The 20,163-nt window shown below is 70.2% G+C and carries 23 protein-coding genes; 16 read left to right on the top strand and 7 right to left on the bottom strand.

The genetic code is table 11. The annotated features are described in order from the left end of the window. Nucleotides 1-271: 271 nt before the first annotated feature. Nucleotides 272-2,437, top strand: a complete 2,166-nt coding sequence (locus tag G6N60_RS21870) for a SpoIIE family protein phosphatase (protein WP_246240908.1) — start codon at nucleotides 272-274, stop codon at nucleotides 2,435-2,437. Between the two features lie 96 nt (nucleotides 2,438-2,533). Then, nucleotides 2,534-4,366: an HNH endonuclease signature motif containing protein gene (locus G6N60_RS28670; protein ID WP_163741210.1), complete on the top strand. Its 1,833-nt coding sequence runs from the start codon at nucleotides 2,534-2,536 to the stop codon at nucleotides 4,364-4,366. On the opposite strand, the gene G6N60_RS21860 is transcribed toward G6N60_RS28670, so the two are convergent. Together G6N60_RS21860 and G6N60_RS21855 are read right to left on the bottom strand one after the other, a co-directional pair. Further along, nucleotides 4,355-5,533, bottom strand: coding sequence for a SpoIIE family protein phosphatase (locus G6N60_RS21860; protein ID WP_246240905.1), 1,179 nt, complete (start codon nucleotides 5,531-5,533; stop codon nucleotides 4,355-4,357). The two genes, G6N60_RS28670 and G6N60_RS21860, sit on opposite strands and share 12 nt — an antisense overlap. After that, nucleotides 5,530-6,330: an alpha/beta fold hydrolase gene (locus G6N60_RS21855; protein ID WP_163741207.1), complete on the bottom strand. Its 801-nt coding sequence runs from the start codon at nucleotides 6,328-6,330 to the stop codon at nucleotides 5,530-5,532. Before G6N60_RS21855 ends, G6N60_RS21860 begins: the two co-directional genes overlap by 4 nt. Nucleotides 6,331-6,388: 58 nt before the next feature. Between G6N60_RS21855 and G6N60_RS21850 the strand changes: the two genes are divergently transcribed. Further along, a complete protein-coding gene (locus tag G6N60_RS21850; RefSeq protein WP_163741205.1) occupies nucleotides 6,389-6,607 on the top strand; it encodes a hypervirulence associated TUDOR domain-containing protein in 219 nt (72 codons plus the stop codon). A 23-nt stretch (nucleotides 6,608-6,630) separates the two neighbouring features. Here G6N60_RS21850 and G6N60_RS21845 read toward each other — a convergent pair whose 3' ends face one another. After that, nucleotides 6,631-7,314, bottom strand: coding sequence for an HAD family hydrolase (locus G6N60_RS21845; protein WP_163741203.1), 684 nt, complete (start codon nucleotides 7,312-7,314; stop codon nucleotides 6,631-6,633). A gap of 258 nt (nucleotides 7,315-7,572) precedes the next feature. On the opposite strand from G6N60_RS21845, the gene G6N60_RS21840 reads away from it, so the two are divergent. The 7 genes from G6N60_RS21840 (at nucleotide 7,573) to G6N60_RS21810 (ending at nucleotide 12,601) form a co-directional block, all read left to right on the top strand. Next, a complete protein-coding gene (locus G6N60_RS21840; protein ID WP_246240903.1) occupies nucleotides 7,573-8,451 on the top strand; it encodes a mechanosensitive ion channel family protein in 879 nt (292 codons plus the stop codon). A 37-nt stretch (nucleotides 8,452-8,488) separates the two neighbouring features. Beyond that, a complete protein-coding gene (locus G6N60_RS21835; protein ID WP_163741200.1) occupies nucleotides 8,489-9,040 on the top strand; it encodes a type 1 glutamine amidotransferase domain-containing protein in 552 nt (183 codons plus the stop codon). A 55-nt stretch (nucleotides 9,041-9,095) separates the two neighbouring features. Beyond that, a complete protein-coding gene (locus G6N60_RS21830; protein ID WP_372510970.1) occupies nucleotides 9,096-9,416 on the top strand; it encodes a hypothetical protein in 321 nt (106 codons plus the stop codon). Between the two features lie 143 nt (nucleotides 9,417-9,559). Continuing rightward, a complete protein-coding gene (locus tag G6N60_RS21825) occupies nucleotides 9,560-10,270 on the top strand; it encodes a glycosyltransferase family 2 protein (RefSeq protein WP_163741198.1) in 711 nt (236 codons plus the stop codon). After that, entirely contained in the window at nucleotides 10,267-11,223 is a 957-nt protein-coding gene (locus tag G6N60_RS21820; protein ID WP_163741196.1) for an acyl-CoA dehydrogenase family protein, read from the top strand. Before G6N60_RS21825 ends, G6N60_RS21820 begins: the two co-directional genes overlap by 4 nt. Continuing rightward, complete coding sequence (locus tag G6N60_RS21815; protein WP_163741194.1) at nucleotides 11,220-11,978, top strand: PIG-L deacetylase family protein; 759 nt, start codon at nucleotides 11,220-11,222, stop codon at nucleotides 11,976-11,978. The genes G6N60_RS21820 and G6N60_RS21815 overlap by 4 nt, the downstream gene beginning before the upstream one ends. Then, nucleotides 11,978-12,601 (top strand): SAM-dependent methyltransferase, encoded by a 624-nt coding sequence (locus G6N60_RS21810; RefSeq protein WP_308206232.1) that lies wholly within the window; start codon nucleotides 11,978-11,980, stop codon nucleotides 12,599-12,601. Before G6N60_RS21815 ends, G6N60_RS21810 begins: the two co-directional genes overlap by 1 nt. Here the strand turns inward: G6N60_RS21810 and G6N60_RS21805 are convergent. Next, complete coding sequence (locus G6N60_RS21805) at nucleotides 12,598-12,945, bottom strand: STAS domain-containing protein (RefSeq protein ID WP_163741192.1); 348 nt, start codon at nucleotides 12,943-12,945, stop codon at nucleotides 12,598-12,600. The genes G6N60_RS21810 and G6N60_RS21805 overlap by 4 nt on opposite strands. A 363-nt stretch (nucleotides 12,946-13,308) precedes the next feature. Here G6N60_RS21805 and G6N60_RS21800 point away from each other — a divergent pair, with 363 nt between their 5' ends. The 5 genes from G6N60_RS21800 (at nucleotide 13,309) to G6N60_RS21780 (ending at nucleotide 16,718) form a co-directional block, all read left to right on the top strand. Then, nucleotides 13,309-13,566 (top strand): DUF7218 family protein, encoded by a 258-nt coding sequence (locus tag G6N60_RS21800; RefSeq protein WP_163741190.1) that lies wholly within the window; start codon nucleotides 13,309-13,311, stop codon nucleotides 13,564-13,566. A 96-nt stretch (nucleotides 13,567-13,662) separates the two neighbouring features. Continuing rightward, nucleotides 13,663-14,100: a hypothetical protein gene (locus G6N60_RS21795; protein ID WP_163741187.1), complete on the top strand. Its 438-nt coding sequence runs from the start codon at nucleotides 13,663-13,665 to the stop codon at nucleotides 14,098-14,100. Nucleotides 14,101-14,141: 41 nt separating this feature from the next. After that, the gene (locus G6N60_RS21790) at nucleotides 14,142-15,143 is read left to right on the top strand and encodes an acetyltransferase Pat (RefSeq protein WP_163741185.1); all 1,002 of its coding nucleotides are present in this window, start codon (nucleotides 14,142-14,144) and stop codon (nucleotides 15,141-15,143) included. After that, nucleotides 15,140-15,961: a shikimate 5-dehydrogenase gene (locus tag G6N60_RS21785; RefSeq protein ID WP_163741183.1), complete on the top strand. Its 822-nt coding sequence runs from the start codon at nucleotides 15,140-15,142 to the stop codon at nucleotides 15,959-15,961. The genes G6N60_RS21790 and G6N60_RS21785 overlap by 4 nt, the downstream gene beginning before the upstream one ends. A gap of 97 nt (nucleotides 15,962-16,058) precedes the next feature. Further along, nucleotides 16,059-16,718, top strand: coding sequence for a DUF5642 family protein (locus tag G6N60_RS21780; protein WP_163741181.1), 660 nt, complete (start codon nucleotides 16,059-16,061; stop codon nucleotides 16,716-16,718). Here G6N60_RS21780 and G6N60_RS21775 read toward each other — a convergent pair. Continuing rightward, a complete protein-coding gene (locus G6N60_RS21775) occupies nucleotides 16,715-17,320 on the bottom strand; it encodes an alpha-ketoglutarate-dependent dioxygenase AlkB (RefSeq protein WP_246240900.1) in 606 nt (201 codons plus the stop codon). The two genes, G6N60_RS21780 and G6N60_RS21775, sit on opposite strands and share 4 nt — an antisense overlap. A 31-nt stretch (nucleotides 17,321-17,351) precedes the next feature. Continuing rightward, nucleotides 17,352-17,783 (bottom strand): redox-sensitive transcriptional activator SoxR, encoded by a 432-nt coding sequence (soxR, locus tag G6N60_RS21770; RefSeq protein ID WP_163741179.1) that lies wholly within the window; start codon nucleotides 17,781-17,783, stop codon nucleotides 17,352-17,354. A 46-nt stretch (nucleotides 17,784-17,829) separates the two neighbouring features. Between soxR and arcA the strand changes: the two genes are divergently transcribed. After that, nucleotides 17,830-19,035 (top strand): arginine deiminase, encoded by a 1,206-nt coding sequence (gene arcA, locus G6N60_RS21765; RefSeq protein WP_163741176.1) that lies wholly within the window; start codon nucleotides 17,830-17,832, stop codon nucleotides 19,033-19,035. Here the strand turns inward: arcA and G6N60_RS21760 are convergent. Further along, nucleotides 19,032-19,871 carry a type IV toxin-antitoxin system AbiEi family antitoxin gene (locus G6N60_RS21760; protein ID WP_163741174.1) on the bottom strand — a complete coding sequence of 280 codons (840 nt, stop codon included), beginning with the start codon at nucleotides 19,869-19,871 and terminating at the stop codon, nucleotides 19,032-19,034. The genes arcA and G6N60_RS21760 overlap by 4 nt on opposite strands. Nucleotides 19,872-20,163 lie beyond the last annotated feature (292 nt).

The raw sequence follows: 20,163 nt of genomic DNA, 5'->3' as shown, positions 1-20,163 counted from the left end.
GCTCGCCAAGCCTAGTGCTCGACGATTCGCTGGACATTAGCGAGTCGGCGGTGAGCACGTCACCGATCAGGCTAATGTCAAGATCAGTCGTGCGCCCGAAGGTGGCGTTGCGCGAGGTGAGCCACCCTGCGCGGCGGAACGACGAGTGAAGTGAGGACGTGGACTCCGGCTCTGACAGCGACGAGGTTGCGGTTGCGCACGATGCTGAGGGAAAACCCCCGCGCGCGCCGCACGACGTCTCTGTCGGGGCCTGCCCCGGGGGTGCGATCTGATGGGTGACGACTGGTTCGCCAGCTACGCCACGGCGCTGCGCAGCTACCTCGCCGAGGGCGGGCCGGAGCACCTCGCTGCGGCACGCGACCTGGGCCGCAGCGCGGCGCGCGAGGGCATCGGCGTGGCCGACCTGGTGGCCGATCACTTCCGGCGGGTCGGCGATCGCCAGGCGGATGCCCAGCCGTTCCTGCTGGAGACGCTGGCCGCGGTCGATGCCGCCGCGCGGGAACCGGCCCTGCGCTACGAGGCCCAGCGGGCCCGGGCGGACCACTTCGAGAACCGCGACGCCTTTCAGACGGCGCTGGTGAATTCGCTGCAGGAGGGCTTCTTCGTCGTCGACCGGTCGGGCACCATCGTCGAGGTCAACGATGCGTTCGGCACCATCACCGGCTACGGCGCCGAGGGGCTGCCCTATGCGTGGCCCTACCCGTGGCTGACCGACGAGGACGACGCCAGGCGGCGGCTGTCGGCCCTGTTCCGACTGGGGAGCCTGCAGTCCGAGACGCCCATCCGCCATCCCGACGGCCACCTCAGCTGTGCCGAGGTCAGCATCAACTCGGTGACGGCGGGTGGCGGCCAGCGCAACGCCTTCGTCGGCACGATCAGGGACGTGACCGCGGCGCGGGCATCAGCGGCCCGCGAGAGCGCCGTGGTCCGGTTGGCCACCGCAGTGGGCATCGCCACCAGCGTCGCCGAGGTGCTGGACATCCTGCTCGACGAACTGCGGAGCACGATCGACCTCCACGGCGTGACGGCGGTGACGTGGGACAGGACGGGTGGCGCGTCCGTCGTCCAGGTGGCGGGGTCACCCGAGGTGACGTCGTGGCGCGAGCTGGATCCGTTCCTGCGCGACAGGTTCGACGAGGCAAGGGTGTGGCCGCCGCTGTCGGTCAGGGCGATCGGCACGGCCGGGCCCGCGGGTCCGTGGCTCGGCATGATGGCGGTGCTGTCCGGTGGCGCGCCCACGGCGCTGTGGCTGCAGCACGGTGAGCCGCGGTACGTCAGCGAGGACGACCGGCTCCTCATCACCGCGCTCGTCGGACACCTCAGCCTGGCCGTGCAGCACGTCCGGCAGTTCGAGACCGCGCGGGAGGCGTCGCTGACCCTGCAGCGCACGATGATGCCCACGACGAAACCGCCCGTGGGATTCGCCGTCCGGTACGAGCCTGCGGTCTCGCCGCTGGAGATCGGCGGAGACTGGTACGACGTGCTGGCGATCGGCGACCATCGGATCGGCATCATCGTCGGCGATTGCGTCGGAAGCGGTTTGGCGTCCGCCGCGGTGATGGGACAGCTGCGGAGCTCGGCGCGCGTCCTGCTGGTCAACGGCACCGCGCCGGGTCGGCTCCTCGACGAGCTCGACTCGGCGGCAGCGCTGATCGCGGGGGCGTTCTGCACCACCGTGTTCGTCGGCATCATCGACACCCGGACGGGGGAGATGGACTACAGCAGTGCCGGGCACGTGCCCGCGCTGCTGGCCGTACCCGGCGTCGAGCCACAGATGCTGACCGAAGCCACCTCGGTGCCGCTCGCGGTGCGCAAGGCGGGGCCGCGTCCGCAGGAGTCGGTGACGCTGGCGCCCAACTCCACCCTCATGCTCTACACCGACGGCTTGGTCGAACGACGAGAAGACGTGATAGACAACGGCATTCGCCGAGCCGGCGAGGTGCTGGCCGAGACGGTCGAGGAACCGGCGGACGTCGTCGCGGACGCCGTCCTCGACAAGCTTGCGCCGCGGGGTGGTTTCGACGACGACGTCGCGATCGTGGTCTATCGCCGGCCGCCCGCTCCGCTGGAGATCGACGTCGTGGCGACGCCTGATCGCCTCGCCGACATCAGGGATCAGCTCACCAGGTGGCTGCGCGCCACCGGGATCCCCGACGAGCTGGCCGGGGACATCGTGCTCGTCGTCAACGAGGCGTGCACCAACAGCATCGAGCACGGCTACCGCGACGCGGAACCGGGACGGCTGCTGGTGTGCGCCGAGGCCCAGGGGCGCGGAATCTGCATCCACGTCTCGGATTTCGGGTCGTGGAAGCGACCCGCCCCCAACCCGCGGACCCGTGGGCGCGGTGTGCCGCTGATGCGTGCGGTCAGTGGGGACGTCACCTTCGACGGCACGGTGTCCGGGACGAGTGTGACGATGACGTTCGATCTGGGATGACCTATTGCCCACCTCTGAGCGAATCGTGTTGTGCAACTGCGGCTTTGGGTGCTTGGTGAGCGGGGTGGTGTCGGTGGTCGAAGGTATGTTCGAAGGGTGGATGGGGACGGTGACCGTGAGATGCTCGAGCGTTATCTCGCGGCCTCTGACGCCGTGGCCGGCTTGAGCCTGGAGTCCTTCGGCGTCACCGAACTGCTGGGGGCGTTGGGGGAATTGGAGGTCGCCGATCGGCGCCGCGCGGCGTTGATCCACCAGATCCTGGCCCGGTTGTCCCGCGAGGCCAACCCCGTCGCCCTGGGCGGCACGTCGTGGAAGGCGCTGCTGGCGGATCGGCTGAAGATCACCGCTGTCGATGCGCAGCGCCGGCTGGATCACGCCCGTGATTTGGGGCCGCGGGTCTCGCTGATCGGTGAGTCTCAGGAGCCGGTGTTGCCGTTGGTGGCGGCGCTGGTCGCCCAGGGGGCGATCGGGGCCGATCACGTGGTCAGGATTCGGGAGTTCTTCGCCAAGGTGCCGGCCTGGGTGTCGGTGGCCGACCGGGAGGGGTGTGAGGCGTCGCTGGCGTTGCAGGCCCCCGGGTTGACGCCGGAGGAGTTGAAGAAGGTCGCCGACAAGTTGTTGACCTACCTCGATCAGGACGGCCCCGAACCCGACGACACCGATCCGGCGCCGCCGAGTGGGTCCCTGGCGTTGGGTCCGCAACGCGCTGATGGGATGAGTGTGCTCAGCGGGGAACTCGATCCCGAGGCCCGGGCGGTGTGGGAGGCGATCTACGCCAAGTTGGCCGCCCCGGGAATGTGCAACCGCGAAGACCCTCATCCGTGTGTGTCCGGTACCCCGAGCCGGGAGCAGATCGAGGGGGATCATCGGTCGCTGGGGCGGCGTCAGCTCGATGCGATGGTCGCCGTGGGGCGGATGGTGCTGCAATCCGGCACGTTGGGTCAGCACAACGGGTTGCCGGTGACGGTGATCATCAGCACCACCCTGCAGGATCTGGAGGCCGCCGCGGGCCTGCCCCGGACGCCGCCCCCGCCGGCGACACTGTTCGACGAGGAAGTGGGGGGCGGGCCTGCCGCTCAGCCCGAGCTGGACGCTGAACCCGAACCCGCCGCGTCGGACGCCGGGACCGCGGCCAACCCCGATCCTGATCCCGAGCCCGAGCCCGAGCCCGAGCCCGTCGCCGACTCACAGCCCGAGCCCGCGGTCACGCCGCAGCGCGACGACGCTGCCGCCACCACCCCACCTGCCGAGCCCGAGCCCGCGGTGGCCGCCTCGGAGGGTGAGCCCGCAGCCGAGCAAGAACCGACCGCCGCACCGCAGAACGACACAGAACCCGCCGAGGCCGAGCTCGGGTCAGACGCCAACAGCACCCCCGCACCGTCCAAGCCCGCCCCCAAGCCCGCGCCGCCCCAGCCCGCACCGTCCGCGCCAACCCCCACCCCCGCACCACGCCCACCCACCTCTAGGACTGCGGTCACCGCCGGGGGCACCGTGCTCCCCATGCGCGACGTCATCCGCATGGCATCCCACGCCTACCACTACCTGACGGTGTTCGATCGCCACACCAACGAAGTGCTCTACTGCGGGCGCACCAAACGCATCGCCCCACCGGCGCACCGCATCGTGCTCTACGCCCGCGACCGCGGCTGCACCAAACCCGGCTGCACCGTCCCGGCCTATGGCACCCAGGTCCATCACGTCAACGGGTGGGCGAAGAACGGCGGCCTAACCAACGTCAACGAAGAAGTCCTGGCCTGCCCACCCGACAACCGCCTCGCCGAGTACGGCTGGACGGTCACCATCACACCCCAAGGGGTGCAATGGATCCCACCCCCAGAACTCGACACCGGCCAACCCCGGCTCAACTACTACCACCACCCCGAACGCCTCCTCGGCAGACCCGGGGCGGGCGACCCGTCATCGGGCTGAGGGGGCGCCCGGTACGCCGAGGGCGAGCACGGCGGCGTCGTCCTCGACGCCCGCGCCGAGGTCGTCGATGAGGCCGCGCATGGCGCGCACGACGTCGGCAGCACCGCACGGGGCTTGGGCGGCGCCGAACTCCAGCAGCGCCCCGTCGTCGTCGAAGCGCTTGCGGCCCTTGCCCGTTCGCGCCTCGGTGAAGCCGTCGCTGTAGAGCACCAGGGTGTCGCCCGCGGTCAGCGTGAACCGTGCCATCGAGAAGTTGGGCTCCGCGAACAGCCCGACGGCCTGTCCGCCTTCGATGGGCACGTAGGCCGCCGTCCCGTCGGCTCCGAGCAGCAGGGGCGGAGGATGCCCGCCGCTGGCGACCTCGACGTCGAAGGCCTCGCCGCGGCTGCCGATGACGCCGAACAGCACGGTGCAGAACCAACCGCGCTTGGCGTACGCATCCTGCTTCAGCACGCTGTCGAGCGTGTGCAGCACCGTGGCGGGATCCTCGTCGCTGACGGCCGCCGCGCGCAACGTGTACCGGGTCAGCGACGTCAGCGAGGCCGCGGCGACGCCCTTGCCACACACGTCGCCGAGGAAGAAGCCGTACCTGTCCCTCGTCAGCGGGAACAAGTCGTAGAAGTCGCCGCCGACCTCGCCGGCGGTCGGGCTGTGATAGTGGGCGGCGGACTCCAAACCCCGCGGCGGCGAAAGCGAGGGCGGCAGAAGCGAATACTGCAGTGTCTCGGCCAGCGCCAGCGCCCGCCTGCGCTCCTCCTCGGCACGTCGCCGTTCGGCCAGGAGCTCCCGCTCGTAGGAGCGGCGGTCCGCGGCGTCGGTCGCGACGATGCGGATCAGGACGGGCTTTCCGTCGTCCCCAGTCTTCGCGTTCGCCGTGACCAGCACCGGGATGCGTCGCCCGTCGGCGGCGACCAGGTCGAGCGAGATACCGGTGAGCCCGCCCGCGGCGAGAAGCATTGGGGCGAAATGGGTTTCGTAGTGGATGCGGCCGCCCGTGGTCAGCAGCTGCCCGAACGACGTGCCGATCAGCGTCGCCCGCTCGCGCCCGAGCCACGACGCCATCGTGGCGTTGGCCGCTCTGATGACCCCGTTGGGGGCGGTGACGAGGTAACCGCAGGGCGCGTCGTCGAAGGCGTCACCCAGATCGGCTACGTCGCCGCCGGTCACGGCGTCCGTGCGAATTCGGCTATGGCCGCGGCGGTTTCGTCGGGCGCGCTGAGTTGAGGGCAGTGGCCGGTCGCCTCGATGGTGACCAGTCGGGCGCCGGGGATGTGGTCGCGGGTGTAGGCGCCCACCGCCCGGGGAGCCAGGGTGTCGTGGGCGCATTCGAGCACCAGCGTCGGCACGGCAACCCGCCTCAGGTCGTCGCGGTTGTCGGAGAGGAACGTCGTGCGAGCGAACACCCGGGCCATGGCCGGGTCGTTGCGACAGAACGCGTCGGTCAGTTCGTCCTCGAGTTCGGGCCGGTCGGGGGTGCCCATCACCACCGGCGCCATGATCCGCGACCAACCGAGGTAGTTGCTCTCCATCGACTCGAGGAGTTCGTCGACGTCGGCCCGGGAGAAACCGCCGGTGTAGTCGTCGTCATCCAGGTAGCAGGGCGACGGCGTCAGCAGGACGAGCTTGGCGAAGCGGTCGGGCTCCGCCGCCACGGCCAGCACCCCCATCATCGCGCCGACGGAGTGCCCGACGAAGACCACGTCGGTCAGGTCGAGTTGGGTGACGACGTCGAGGACGTCCTCGGCGTAGGACTGCATCGACGAATACCGCTCGGCGTTCCACGCCGCCGGGTCGGACCGGCCGGACCCGACGTGGTCGAACAGCACCACCCGGAATTCGTCCTGCAGCCGCGCCTCGACCAGGCGCCAGAGGTTCTGATCGCAGCCGAAACCGTGCGCCAGCAACAGCGTCGGACCCGTCTCGGGGCCGACGACCCGCACGCTGTTTCGCTCGACGACGTCCACCGTCCCATCCTGCCAGCCCGCATGCTTTCGGCGGCGGGAAGCGGGGTAATACGCGTCCATGGCAAACGATGAATTCACGAAGGGCGACCACGTCGAGTGGGACAGCCACGGCGGTAAGGCTGTCGGACGGGTCGAGGAGAAGATCACCGAGGACACGAAGGCGGCAGGACGCACCGTGCGCGCGTCGAAGGACGACCCGCAGTACCGCGTGGTCAGCGACAAGAGTGGCAACGACGCCGTCCACCGCCCAGATTCGCTTCGCAAACACCAGGATTGAGTCGGCTCGCCCGACGGGTCGACTCAGCGCTGGACGTACTTCGCGGCTAGCGCTCCGATCGGCCCGTCGTGCAGCTGGTCGAGCAGGTCCTGGGCGTTGGAGTACACCGCAACGGCACCCTCGGACAGCAGCAGGTGCCGGTCGATGCCGCCGCTCTCCACGCCGATGCACTCCACCCCGGCCCGCTTGGCCGCCCGCACGTCCCACACTGCATCGCCGACGAACACCGCGCGCTCGGCGGGGACGTCGGCCCGCTTCAGGGCCACCTCGACGATGCCCGGCTGAGGCTTCGCCGTGCCCACGTCGTCGGACGACGTCATCGCCGACACCAGGTCGTCGCGCTGCAGAACCTTGCGCAGCGCGTCGAGCTCGTCCTCGGGCGCCGACGTCGCCAACACGGCCTGCATGCCCATCTCGGCAACCACGTCGAGGAGGCGTAGGGCGCCGGGCAGTGGCCTGAGCAACCCGATCAACTCCATGTAGAACCGCGAGTTGAGCTCCTTGAGCCGGTCGGCCGCGTCGTCGGAAGCGTCGGGCACCAGGGTTTCGACGAGTTTGGACCCATCCATGCCGATCAGACGGTGAATACGCCACGCCTCGACGTCGAAGTCCTCCTCGTCGAACGCCCGCTGCCAGGCATGGACGTGCAGGTAATTGGAGTCGATCAGGGTGCCGTCGATGTCGAACAACACAGCGGGTGCAGTCATGCACGGCGGGGTTCCCCGACCCAGGCCGCACAAACAACGACGGGCCGTACGAATGGCGCGCGTCCAGCCGATTGCCAACGCAGCGGCGTTTGTGCCCCGGCGGGGTCGGGAACGCCTACCGGGGCGCCCGATGCGTTCACGAGACGCCGCTGGCATCAAAAGTATTGCGGCGCAAGGTATTCGATGACAATCAGGGAACGGAGGGCCGTAGCAGTCTGCGACTGTGCGACATCGACAATGACCACTACTTACCACGCAATGGAATTGCGGCAGACCTGGAATGCGCTCTGGGGTTCGTCGTTCGGACACTGGCTGCTCACCAAGGGTCTGCACATCGTGCTGCTGATCGTCGCCACCGTGGTGGCGACGCGGCTGATCCGTCAGCTCGCCGCGCGGATCAGCCGGCGGCTCGCCGAGGGTGACGACGCCGATGCCACGGTGCGATCGGAGAGCGTCAAGCACCGCCAGGCCGTCGCGTCGGTGATCTCGTCGGTGGCGATCGCCGTGCTCTACGTGGTGGTGTCGGTCGATGTGCTCAACGAATTCGGACTGCCCATCGGCTCGCTGGTGGCTCCGGCGGCGGTGCTCGGCGCCGCACTCGGCTTCGGCGCCCAGCGCATCGTGCAGGATCTGCTGAGCGGGTTCTTCATCATCACCGAGAAGCAATACGGCTTCGGCGACTTGGTGCAGCTCACGATCGCCGCCAACAACGACGCGGTGGGCACGGTCGAGGACGTCACGCTGCGGGTGACCAAGGTCAGGACGAGCGACGGTGAGATGTTCACCGTCCCCAACGGTCAGATCGTGAAGTCGCTGAACCTGTCGAAGGACTGGGCGCGCGCCGTCGTCGACATCCCGGTGCCCGTCGCCTCCGATCTCAACCGCGTCAACGAGGTGCTCAAGGGCGTGTCCGAGAAGGCGATGAAGGACGAGATGCTGCCCGGCATCCTGCTCGACAAGCCGTCGCTGATGGGCGTGGAGAGCATCGGCGTCGACGAGGTCAAGCTCAGGATGGTGGCGCGCACGTTGCCCGGCAAGCAGTTCGACGCCGGTCGGCGACTGCGCCAGTTGATCGTGGCCGACCTGGGCCGCCAGGGCATCTCCAGCGCCGCCACCACCTCGGTCGACGCGGCGTGAGATAGCTGAGCAATCCACCAACGAAAGGAGTGACGCCATGAGTGATGACGTCCTGCAGGGCAAGCGGGTGGCGATCCTCGCCACCAACGGCGTGGAACGACGGGAACTAGAGGAGCCGCGCGCCGCGGTGACCGAGGCGGGCGCGCAGACCGAGTTGCTCTCACTGGAGAGCGGCTCGATCGACGCCCGCAACCACGACCTGGAGCCGGCTGGCGAGTTCGCCGTCGATCGCGTCGTGGCCGATGCGCGGGTGGACGAATTCGACGGCCTCCTGATTCCCGGCGGCACCGTGAATGCCGACAAGCTTCGGTTGGACTCCGCGGCCGTCGCCTTCGTCCGCGAGTTCGTCGAGTCGGGCAAGCCGGTGGCCGTCATCTGTCACGCTCCGTGGACGCTCATCGAGGCCGGCGTCGCCAGCGGTCGGACGCTGACCTCCTATCCCAGCCTGCGTACGGACCTCGCCAACGCCGGAGCCACCGCGGTGGACGAGGAGGTCGTCGTCGACGGCAACATCGTCTCCAGCCGGTCCCCGGACGACCTGCCCGCGTTCTGCGCCGCCGTCGTCGAGCAGTTCGGAAAGGCCGGATAGGCCCCCAGATTCGGACGTTTCGGGGGCTGGGCGCCTGGGCACAAGGAGGGGGACCATGGCGGTCACAGCGAACGTTCAGGAGGAATTGGCCGTGAAGAGCACGAGGGTGATGACGGGTATTGCGGCTGGCAGCCTGGCACTCGGTGTCCTGTTGAGCGGGTGCGGCGCGAAGGCGGAGGGCGGCGACACCAGCTGCAAGGACTTCCTCGCCGCCAACGACTCCGACCAGCAGACCGCGGTCACGAAGATGCTCAAGGACGAAAAGGGCAGCGATCCGGCCCAACTCGAGGTCACCGGAACCAAGCTGTCGGTCCAGACCTTCTGCCAGACGTCGGGCAAGCAGGACAGCAAGATCAAGGAAGCGCCTCACCTCTGACCGATGGCGGGCGGGTCGGTTTCGGAGCGACGCCGCCGGGTACGTCTCCCACCTCGACATACGCGCACGACCACGGGGTCCGTGCCGACGACTGAGGAGAGGACGATGGTCTTGCGCCGACGAGTGGGACCAAGGCGGTGACTATGCCGGTGACGTTCGACCGCGCGGTCGTGGTCATCCCCGCCCACGACGAAGCCGACAAGTTGCCGCAGTGCCTCAAGGCCATCGTCACCGCGGCAGCGTGCCTCGACATACCGGTGCTGACCGTCGTCGTGCTGGACGCCTGCACCGACGGGAGTGCCGCGCTCGCCGGACGATTCGGTGCCGACGTGCACTTCGTCGAGGTCGACGCCAAGAACGTCGGTGCCGCCCGCGCGGCGGGTTTCACGTACGCGCGACGCGTGCTCGACGACGACGACTCCCGCGTCTGGTACGCCACGACCGATGCCGACAGTCGGGTCGACCCCGACTGGCTGGTGCGCCAGATGGCGGCCGACGTCGACATGGTGCTCGGCGTCGTCCGCATCACCAACTGGCAGAACCTGTCGGCCGCATCGGTGCGGCGCTACCTGGCCGCGTACCGGGCGAAGTCGGAGCGGCGCGGCGGCGGACACGGTCACGTGCACGGCGCGAACATGGGGTTCCGGGCCGACTCCTATTGGGCCATCGGCGGATTCGCGGCCCTGGCCTCGCGCGAGGACGTCGATCTGGTGCGGCGCTTCGAGCGCGACGGTCGGCGCATCCACCGCGACCCCGAACTGTCGGTCGAGACCTCCGCCCGGCGCGAAGGACGGGCGCCGAAGGGTTTCGCCAACTACCTCAGGGGCGTGGCGCGGCGCGGGGACGTGGCATGACGGCCGACCTGGTGCGCCGCTGGCTCGACGCGGGCGAGCTCGACCTGCCCGCGCCCGGGTCCGGCCGCACGGGCTCGCGGTGGTGGAAGTTGGCCGCGCTCACCGAGAACGACGTCGTCGCAGGGCGGTTGGCGGAGGCGCACGCCGACGCCGTGGCCATCCTCGCCGAACTCGACGGTCCGCCGCCGGGCTTCGGGGAGCTGTGGGGCGTGTGGGCGGCCGAGGCGCCGCAGGCCTTGGTCACCGTCACTGACACGGTGACCGAGGACGGCGCCGGGTCGGCGGTGCTCGACGGGACGAAGGCCTGGTGTTCGGGTGCGGGGATCTGCACCCACGCCCTCGTCACGGCGCGCCGCGAGGACAACGTGCGCGGCCTGTACGCCGTCGACCTGCGTCAGCCGGGGGTGCAGCCACTGGCCGACGACTGGCACAACGTCGGCATGCACGCCTCCGACACCCGGTCGGTCCGGTTCACCGAGGCCGTCGCCATCCCCGTCGGCCGACCCGGCGAATACCTGACGCGGCCGGGGTTCTGGCACGGCGCGATGGGGGTCGCGGCGTGCTGGCTCGGGGGCGCCCGCGGCGTGGCGGCGCCGCTGTACCGTGCGGTGGCCGACGAGCACGAGGGCGCGGTGCGCGACGTCCACGCGCACGCCCACCTCGGAGCCGTCGACGCGGCGCTCGCCGCTGCGGAGGCGATGCTGGTGTCCGCGGCGTGCTACGTCGATGCCGAGCCCCATGGCAAACGCACCGAGCTCATCGCCCGCCGGGTGCGCGCCGTCGTCGAACACGCCGTGGACGAGGCCATCACCCGCACCGGCCGCGCACTCGGCCCCGGCCCCCTGGTGCTCGACGGCAAGCATGCCCAGCGCGTCGCCGACCTCACCATCTACGTCCGTCAGAGTCACGCCGAGCGGGATCTGGCCGCGCTCGGCAAGGCCGCAGCGCGGTGACCGGCGGAAACGGCGCCCGGTTGGCTGCGACGCCAATCGCGGGCGGTGGCACGCCCGCCGCGCTGTGGCGCGACTGGCACCGCGGCCTCCCCGTCCTCGATCTCACCGAGTGCCCGGCCCTCGTCGTCGTCGCACCCCACCCCGACGACGAGACACTGGGTTTCGGAGCGACGGCCTCACTGCTGAAGTCGCGCGGGGTGGACGTCACCGTGGTGTGCGTCAGCGACGGCGGGGGGAGCGTCCCGGGGCTGTCCCGGCTGGAGCGTCGATGGCTGGTCGAGGACCGCCGCACCGAACTGAAGAACGCCACCGCGATCCTCGGGCTCGACGACGCGATCTGCCTCGACCTGCCCGACGGCGGCCTCGCCGACCACGAGGCCGAGCTGAGCGAGCGGCTCGCCGACGTGCTCGGCCAGGGACCCAACGGAACGTGGTGCGCGGCGACGTGGCGAGGCGACGGGCATCCCGACCACGAAGCCGTCGGGCGCAGCGCCGCGACGGCCGCCGAGCGCACCGGGGCCCGGTTGCTCGAATACCCGGTGTGGACGTGGCACTGGGCGCGGCCGGGGGACGAGGCGGTGCCCTGGGCGCGTATGGCAGTGGCCCCGCACGACCACGCCGCCACCGCCCGCAAGCGCCGCGCGGCCGCGGCGTTCGACTCGCAGCTCACGCCCTACGAGCCGGCGCTCGACCCCGTGCTGCCGCCGTTCGTGCTGCAGCGAATCTTCGCCGTGGGCGAGGCGGTCATCCTCTGATGGACCGCCTGCCCGACAGCTACTTCGACGACATGTACGCCGCCGCCGGCGATCCCTGGCAGCTGGCCGAGCGGTGGTACGAGGAGCGCAAGTACGCCCTCACCATGGCGATGCTGCCCGACCGCCGATACCGGCACGCCTTCGAGCCGGGCTGTTCGGTTGGCGTGCTGACCGCGCAGCTACTGCAGCGGTGCGACCGCGTCACCTCCCTGGACGTCTCGCAGGCCGCGCTGGACGCCACCCGCGCCCGCGCGGCCGGTGCCGACGGCCTCGACCTGCGCCTCGGATCGCTCGACGCGGCCTGGCCCGCGGAACCCTTCGACCTCGTCGTGATCTCGGAGGTCGCCTACTACCTGGCGGGTCCCACCCTGCGGGGGGTGTTCGACCGCGAATGCGCGCGGTTGGCGACGGGCACGACCCTGGTCGCCGCCCACTGGCGCCACCCCGTCGCGGACTATCCGCTCAGCGGCGACGAGGCCAACGCGCTGATCGGCGCGACCGAGCACCTCGCGCCACTGGCGCGCTACCTGGACGACGACGTCGTCATCGACGTGCTGGTCAAGGGCGCGGTGGTGTCGGTCGCGGCGCGCGGCGACGTGCCGGGCGCCGGGCTGCGACGCTAGTCCGGCACCAGTCGCAGGTGATTGCGCGGCGGCCGGGTGACGGCGGCGATCGCGTCCTCCATGGTGTCCGCCACGGGCAGGCCGCCGTCGGGATCGCAGATGTGCAGCACCCGATCGGCCTCGGTGCCCGCGAGCAGCACCCAGTTCACGGCGAATCGCGAGCACATCACGTTGATGCGGTGCAGGATCGAAAAGCCTTGAGTGCCAAAGAATTCGAGTGATCTGAGGTCCACGATCAGGCGGCTCGTGGTTTCCATCTCGTTTTCTACGTACGAGCTGAGGGTCAGGGCGTTCGCGGCATCGACCTCACCGGTGACGGTGACGAGGATGATCGACGAGCGCACCCGCGACGTGGTGCAACGGACGCGATCGCGGGATCGAGGTTGCGAGGGAGGGGCGCCAGGGGCTAGGGACATCGTGGTCTCCGAGGTGCAAGGTTCTCGAGGGTGAGACTTACGTCAGAGAATGGGCCCTGTTGCCTAAAGCCGCCGCTCGCAATGCGTGCCGGGCGTCGATGACGTGTTCTGCGGCTGTGACTCAACCTGACTCGAAGCGTAACCCGAATGTGCGGGACGGACAATGCCGTTTTGCCACGTCACCGCGTACGTCGGGGGGTCGCGCCGGATTGGCCGCCCGCGGCAGTATCCGATTGGCCGCCCGCGGCAGTGGGAACCCTCGCAGTCCCAGCATTCACGGAGGTGGTGACGATGCCCAACTCGTCGATCAAGAACGAAGACATGTACGAGGAGCTGCGCAAGCAGGGCAACTCGAAGGAGAAGTCCGCCAGGATCTCCAATGCCGCTGCCGCGCAAGGAAAGTCGGCGGTCGGCAAGAAGGGCGGCAAGGCCGGCTCGTATGAGGACTGGACCGTCGCCGAGCTGAAGAAGCGGGCCAAGGAGCTCGGCCTGTCCGGGTATTCCAAGCTCACGAAGGACGACCTGGTCGCCGAGCTCAGGAACCACTGAGGCGTCGCCGACGGCGTCGGGTTTCCTTGCGGTGGCCGTCGGGTAACCCTGCGGCAGTCGAACGGAAGCGAGGCCGACATGTCATCCAGGCACCACATGCCAGCACGCACGCCGTCCCGCACCACGATCATCTTCGCCACCACGTCGCTGATCGTCGCCGTCATCGCGGTCGTGGCCGCCCTGGCCGCGCACGCGCTCTACGGCGGTGGTGCGACCGCCGAACGCAAGGTCGTCCAGCTGACGCCGGCCGTCGCCCAGCCCATCAGCCAGGAGGGCAGGATCGTCGCGGTGTCGGCCAACTCCGTCACGGCCCGCAGCGACGACGGCTTCGCACGGACCTACGTCGTCGACGCGCAGACCAACGCCATCACCGAGCACGGCAGCATCATCGGCAGCGCGGGTTCCGCGTTCGCCGTGAACGACGAGGTGTCGATCGTCGGCGTCGTGCAGAACGGCACCGCGATCGCCACCGCGGTTGCCGACAAGCAGGTCAGCGATCTCAACGGGCCGCCCATGGACGGTGGCGACGCCTGATCCACGCGGTCGGCCCCGCCCGATGACGTAACGTCGGACCCGTGGCGGGATCCTTGGCCGTCAGCGCCGACGAGCTGGCTGCCCTCGAATTCTTCGCCGGCTGTTCGACCACCTCCCTCGAGCCGCTGGCCGCCCTGCTGCGACCGCTGACCGCCGCACCCGGACAGGTGCTGATGCGCCAGGGCGAACACGCCGACTCCTTCCTCCTCATCGGTTCCGGACGAGCCCGCGTCACGCACGTCGGCGCGGACGGCGACGTCATCGACGTCGAGGTCACGCCCGGCCTCATCGTCGGTGAGATCGCCCTGCTGCGCGACGTCCCCAGGACCGCGACGGTCACCGTCACCGAACGCCTGTCGGGCTGGGTCGGCGGGCGCGAGGCGATCGCCGCGATGCTCGAGGTCCCCGCCATGATGGCGAGGCTGGTCAGGACGGCGCGGCAGCGTCTGGCGACCTACGTCGAGCCCATTCCGGTCGTCGTGCGCGACGGCACGCAGCTCTACCTGCGGCCCGTCCTGCCTGGCGACAACGCGCGCGCCGTCCACGGGCCGGTGCAGTTCTCCAGCGAGACCTATTACCGCCGCTTCCAGACCACGCGCAGGCCGTCGGCGGCGCTGATGGCCTACCTGTTCGAGGTGGACTACCTCGACCACTTCGTCTGGGTGCTCACCGCCGACCGCGCGATCGACGCGCCGATCGTCGCCGACGCCAGGTACGTGCGCGAACCCGGCGGCAGCGTCGCCGAGGTGGCGTTCATCGTCGGCGACGACTACCAGGGCCGCGGAATCGGCACCTTTCTCATGGAGGCGCTCGCGGTCGCCGCGCACGGCGAGGGCATCCGTCGCTTCACGGCGCGGGTGCTGGCGGACAATCTTCCGATGCGAGCGATACTCGACCACTTCGGCGCGACGTGGCAGCGCGACGACCTCGGCGTGGTGACCACCGAATTCGACGTCCCCCACCTGCGGGAGCTCAGCCTGCCCGCCGACTTGTGCCGCGACATCCGGTCCGCGGCCCGCCAGGTGATCCGGGCGCTCGGATGACCCGGCCGCCGCTGAGCAAGGACACCCGGCTGTGCATCTCGCTGGCGGCCCGGCCCAGCAACATCGGGACGCGGTTCCACAATGACCTCTACGAGCAGCTCGGCCTCGACTTCCTCTACAAGGCCTTCACGACGACCGACATCGCGGCCGCGATCGGCGGCGTGCGGGCCCTCGGGATCCGGGGGTGCTCGGTGTCGATGCCGTTCAAGGAGGACGTGATCGCCCTCGTCGACGAGGTGGAACCGTCGGCCCAGGTCATCCACTCGGTGAACACCATCGTCAACGACGACGGCCATCTGCGGGCCTCCAACACCGACTACCTCGCCGTCCAGCGACTGATCGACGAGCACGGTCTCGACCCGTCGGGGCGCGTACTGATCCGCGGCAGCGGCGGCATGGCGAGCGCCGTCGGGGCGGCGTTCCGCGACCACGGCTTCGCGTCGGGAATCATCGTGGCGCGCAACGAGGACAGCGGGCGGGCGCTGGCGCAACGGCTGGGCTACGACTACGCGAGCGAGGTCGGCTCCCTCACCGCGGCAGTGATCGTCAACGTGACGCCGATCGGCATGACCGGCGCGCCGGAGGCCTCCGAGCAGGCGTTCTCCGACGCCACCATCGCGAGCGCGAGCACCGTGTTCGACGTGGTGGCGCTGCCGTCGGAGACGCCGTTGATCACGGCGGCACGGCGCGCGGGCGTGCCGGTCGTCACGGGCGCCGAGGTGATCGCCCTGCAGGCCGCCGAGCAGTTCGAGCGCTACACGGGGGTGCGGCCGACCGCCGAGCAGGTCGCGGAGGCGTCCGCGATCTCGAGGGCCTGAACCACCGCGCGGACGTCCGAGCCGACTCCGACCGAACCCGCCGCCTCGGTGGTGTCGCGCAGACCGGACGTGCCCGCGCGCGGGTAGATTGGCGGCGATGCTCAGGACGTCGATCGCCCTCGCGTGCGCGCTCCTCGCGACGGCGTGTTCGCACAGTCCGCCGCCCGCGGACGCCAAGTCCGACATCTCGGGTGTCCTCGACGTCAAGTCCAGTTTCGGTCCCGGGTTCGCGGTGAGCACCGTCGCACCGACGGGAATCGACCCGCGACTGCTTGCGCCGCAAGCTATTCCGCCGGGCGCCGTATTCGATCCGCCGGCGTGCGCCAAGGACGCGACGGGCCTGGTGGTGCCGCCGGGGATCAAGGGCAACATGGCCGCGACGACGGCCGAGGGCAACGGCAACCGCTTCATCGCGATCGCGATCGAGACGTCGCAGTCGTTGCAGTTCCCCGACCCGGGCGACGCCTGCAAGAAGGTCGCCTTCGCCGGCGGCGGGGTCCGCGGGCTCGTCGAGGTCGTCGACTCGCCCGCGATCGACGGCGTGCACACGCTCGGCACCCACCGCGTGGTGCAGACGAAGGTCGCCGACAAACTCGTCAGCGGCGAGCTCTACGACTACGTCGCCACCTTCGCGACGTACACCGTCATCGTGACGGCCAACCCGCTCGTCGACCCCGGCAAGCCGGTCGCGCCCGTCGACACCCAGCGGGCGCGCGATCTGCTGACCGCGGCCGTGAAGGCGGTGCGCGGCAGCTAGCGCACGTCGCGCGGGCGGAACTGCACGCTGATCCGGGGACCCGTCGGCTTGCTGGTCTTGGGCACGCTGTGTTCCCAGGTCCGCTGACACGACCCGCCCATGACGATCAGATCACCGTGACTCTGCGGTAGCCGTAGCGAACGGCCGCCGGAGCGTGGACGCAGCGCGAGGGTCCGGGTCGCGCCGAGGCTGAGGATCGCCACCATCGTGTCCTCGGTGCTGCTACGGCCGATGGTGTCACCGTGCCACGCGACACTGTCGTTGCCGTCGCGGTAGAGGCAGAGGCCGGCGGTGGTGAACGGCTCGCCCAGCTCGCGGGCGTAGATGTCGTTGAGCCGCACGCGCATTCGGGCGAGCGCTGGGTGCGGGGCCGGGTCGGCGAGCAGGTCGTGGAAGCTGACGAGCCGCGGAACGTCGAGCACCCGGTCATACATCTGGCGCCGCTCGGCCCGCCAGGGGACGTCGGTCCGCAGCGCCTCGAACACGTCGTCGGCGCCGGTCAGCCAGCCGGCGCGGACGTCGATCCACGCCCCGTCGCCCAGCTCCCGTCGCTCGTCATGACCGAAGAGCGCTCCCTGAACTGCCAGACCCGTGTCTGCCACGCCGCCGAGTTTATCGCACAGGCGTTCGAAGCTACAGTCTGGCGGCGCCGGGTCCGCGTTCGGCCAGCACGTCGTCGGGATTGGTGAGGACGCACGTCTTGAGGCTGAGGCAGCCGCAGCCGATGCAGCCCGTGAGGTTGTCGCGCAGTCGCTGCAGGTGCAGGATGCGTTCGTCGAGGTCGGCACGCCAGCCCGCCGACAGCCGGGCCCAGTCCCTGCTGGTCGGGATGCGATCCGACGGCAGTGTCGCGAGAGCGTCCCGGATACGGGCCAGGGGGATGCCCAGGCGCTGCGACATCCGGATGAACGCCACCCGCCGCAGCGTCTCCCTGGCGTAGCGACGTTGGTTGCCGGAGGTGCGACGGCTGACGATCAGGCCTTCCCGCTCGTAGAAGTGCAGCGCCGAGACCGCCACGCCGCTGCGCTGGCTGAGCTCGCCGGGGGTCAGCTCGAGCACGTCCATGACCTCAACCGTAGTTGAGGTGGGCGGAGGCGTTACGGTTCTCTTCATGACTGGGACGACGCTCGGCGCGAACTCGGAGGTCGGACCGCTGCGGGTCGTCATCCTGCATCGCCCCGGGCCGGAACTGCAGCGTCTGACCCCGCGCAACAACGATCGGCTGCTGTTCGACGGGATGCCGTGGGTGGCGCGCGCGCAGGAGGAGCACGACGCGTTCGCCGCGCTGCTGCGTTCGCGTGGCGTCGAGGTGCTGTTGCTCGCCGACCTGCTGACCGAAGCTCTGGCCAGCGGCGCGGCGCGAATGCAGGGCATCGCCGCCGCCGTCGACAGCCGCCGCCTGGGTTTGCCTCTGGCGCAAGAGCTTTCGGCCTATCTGCGTACGCTCGGCGTCCAGGAGCTGGCGCGCATCCTGATGGCGGGCATGACCTTCAACGAGTTGCCCTTCATGGGTGGTGAGCTGTCGCTGGTGCAACGCATGCACCACGACGCGGACTTCGTCATCGATCCGCTGCCCAACCTGCTGTTCACCCGGGACTCGTCGTTCTGGATCGGGCCGCGGGTGGCCATCACGTCGCTGGCGCTGCCCGCCCGCATCCGCGAGACCTCGCTGACCGACCTGATCTACGCCCACCACCCCCGCTTCCTGGGCGTGCGGCGCGCGTACGAGTCGCGGTCGGCGCCCGTCGAGGGTGGTGACGTCCTGTTGCTCGCGCCGGGGGTGGTGGCCGTCGGCGTCGGCGAGCGCACGACCCCCGCGGGCGCGGAGGCCCTGGCGCGCAGCCTGTTCGACGACGGACTCGCCCACACCGTGCTGGCCGTGCCGATCGCCCAGGAGCGGGCGCAGATGCACCTCGACACCGTGTGCACGATGGTCGACGTCGACGCCGTCGTCATGTACCCCAACATCGTGGACTCGTTGTCCGCGTTCACGATTCGCCAGAAGAGCCAGGGCGTCTCGATCACCAGCGCCGCCCCGTTCGTCGACGCGGCGGCCGACGCGATGGGCATCTCCAAGCTGCGCGTCATCGACACCGGCCTCGATCCGGTGACCGCCGAGCGGGAGCAGTGGGACGACGGCAACAACACGCTCGCGCTGGCGCCCGGTGTCGTGGTGGCCCACGAGCGCAACACCGAGACCAACGCGCGACTGGCCGATTCGGGCATCGAGGTGTTGCCGATCTCGGCCTCCGAGCTCGGCACCGGCCGCGGCGGCCCCCGGTGCATGTCGTGTCCGGTGGCACGGGACCCGCTCTAGACCCGACGCGCCCTGCGCCGCCACACCTCGCTGCGCACGCGGCGAGCGATGAGACCCGCGTTGGCCATGCCGACGTAGCCGACCTCCGTCCATCCCGTCCGCGCGACGATCTCGTGATGCACGAGGTCCCCAGCGGCCACGCCCACGCCGGCCTCCAGTGGCGCGAAGTAGCTGACTCCCAATTTGATTCCCTCCCAACCCATTCCGATGCGGGCGACGCGACCGCCGTCCTCGACGAGGATGCCGGTGCTCGGGCGCGGCACCCCGTTCGTGTAAAGCAGCAAGCGCATCCGCGTCTCCTCCGGACACCTCGCTCCGCCGTCCATCAGCCGGAGCGCGACCCGGGCCTGTGGAATGCCCCGCACTCCCCGGTAACGCTGGAGCTGCTGCTCGACCTCGTCCCTGGTGAGACACGCGACGCGGCACAGCACGTCCAGGTGCTCGACGGCCAGCCCGGTGGGTAGGCGCCTACCCAGGTCGAGCGCCGTACGCGCCGGGGACGTCACCCGCAGGCCCTGCCACGTCCGGATCTCGTCGTCGGCGATGCGTTCCTCACGAACGATCACGCCGGGATGCGGTCGGGCGTGCGGACCGATCAATTCGATCGGCGTGCCGGCCTCGATCCCGGTGACGCCCCAGATGGCCGCGGCGGCCCGGCCGGCGACGACGCCCCTGCGCCCCGTCCACAGCCACGCCGCGATGGTCCTGTCCTCCAGCGTCGGCGTCTCGTCCCTCGGGAGGTACACGTTGGGGAGCACGGCGCGGTAGTTCCATCGCAGAGCGCCGCGCGTGAGGGCGCCGGAGCTCAGCGCCTCGGTGCCAAGGAACGGTTCCATGCCGACGATGGTGCGCCGTGGCTCCGACGTCCCACGGGTTTCCTGCCGCCGACCGGCCCGCCCTGTGGATGAACGACCGCCTGGGGATGACGCCCAGCGCTCCCGGGACGGCGCTCCTCGGGCCAGCGCTCCCGGCACAGCGCTCCCGGGACAGCGCTCCCGGGACAGCGCTCCCGGGACGATAGGACGTTTTGGGTGCTACACACGCGCCGCACACCACGGTCGTAGAACGACCGGAAAGTGGCGGATCCACGACCCTCGCGTGCGGAATGTTCCCACGATCCGCCGCGAG

Origin of the sequence: Mycolicibacterium madagascariense (assembly GCF_010729665.1) — a bacterium.
In the GTDB taxonomy this organism is placed as follows: Bacteria; Actinomycetota; Actinomycetes; order Mycobacteriales; family Mycobacteriaceae; genus Mycobacterium; species Mycobacterium madagascariense.
This window is presented reverse-complemented; position numbering and strand designations above follow the sequence as displayed.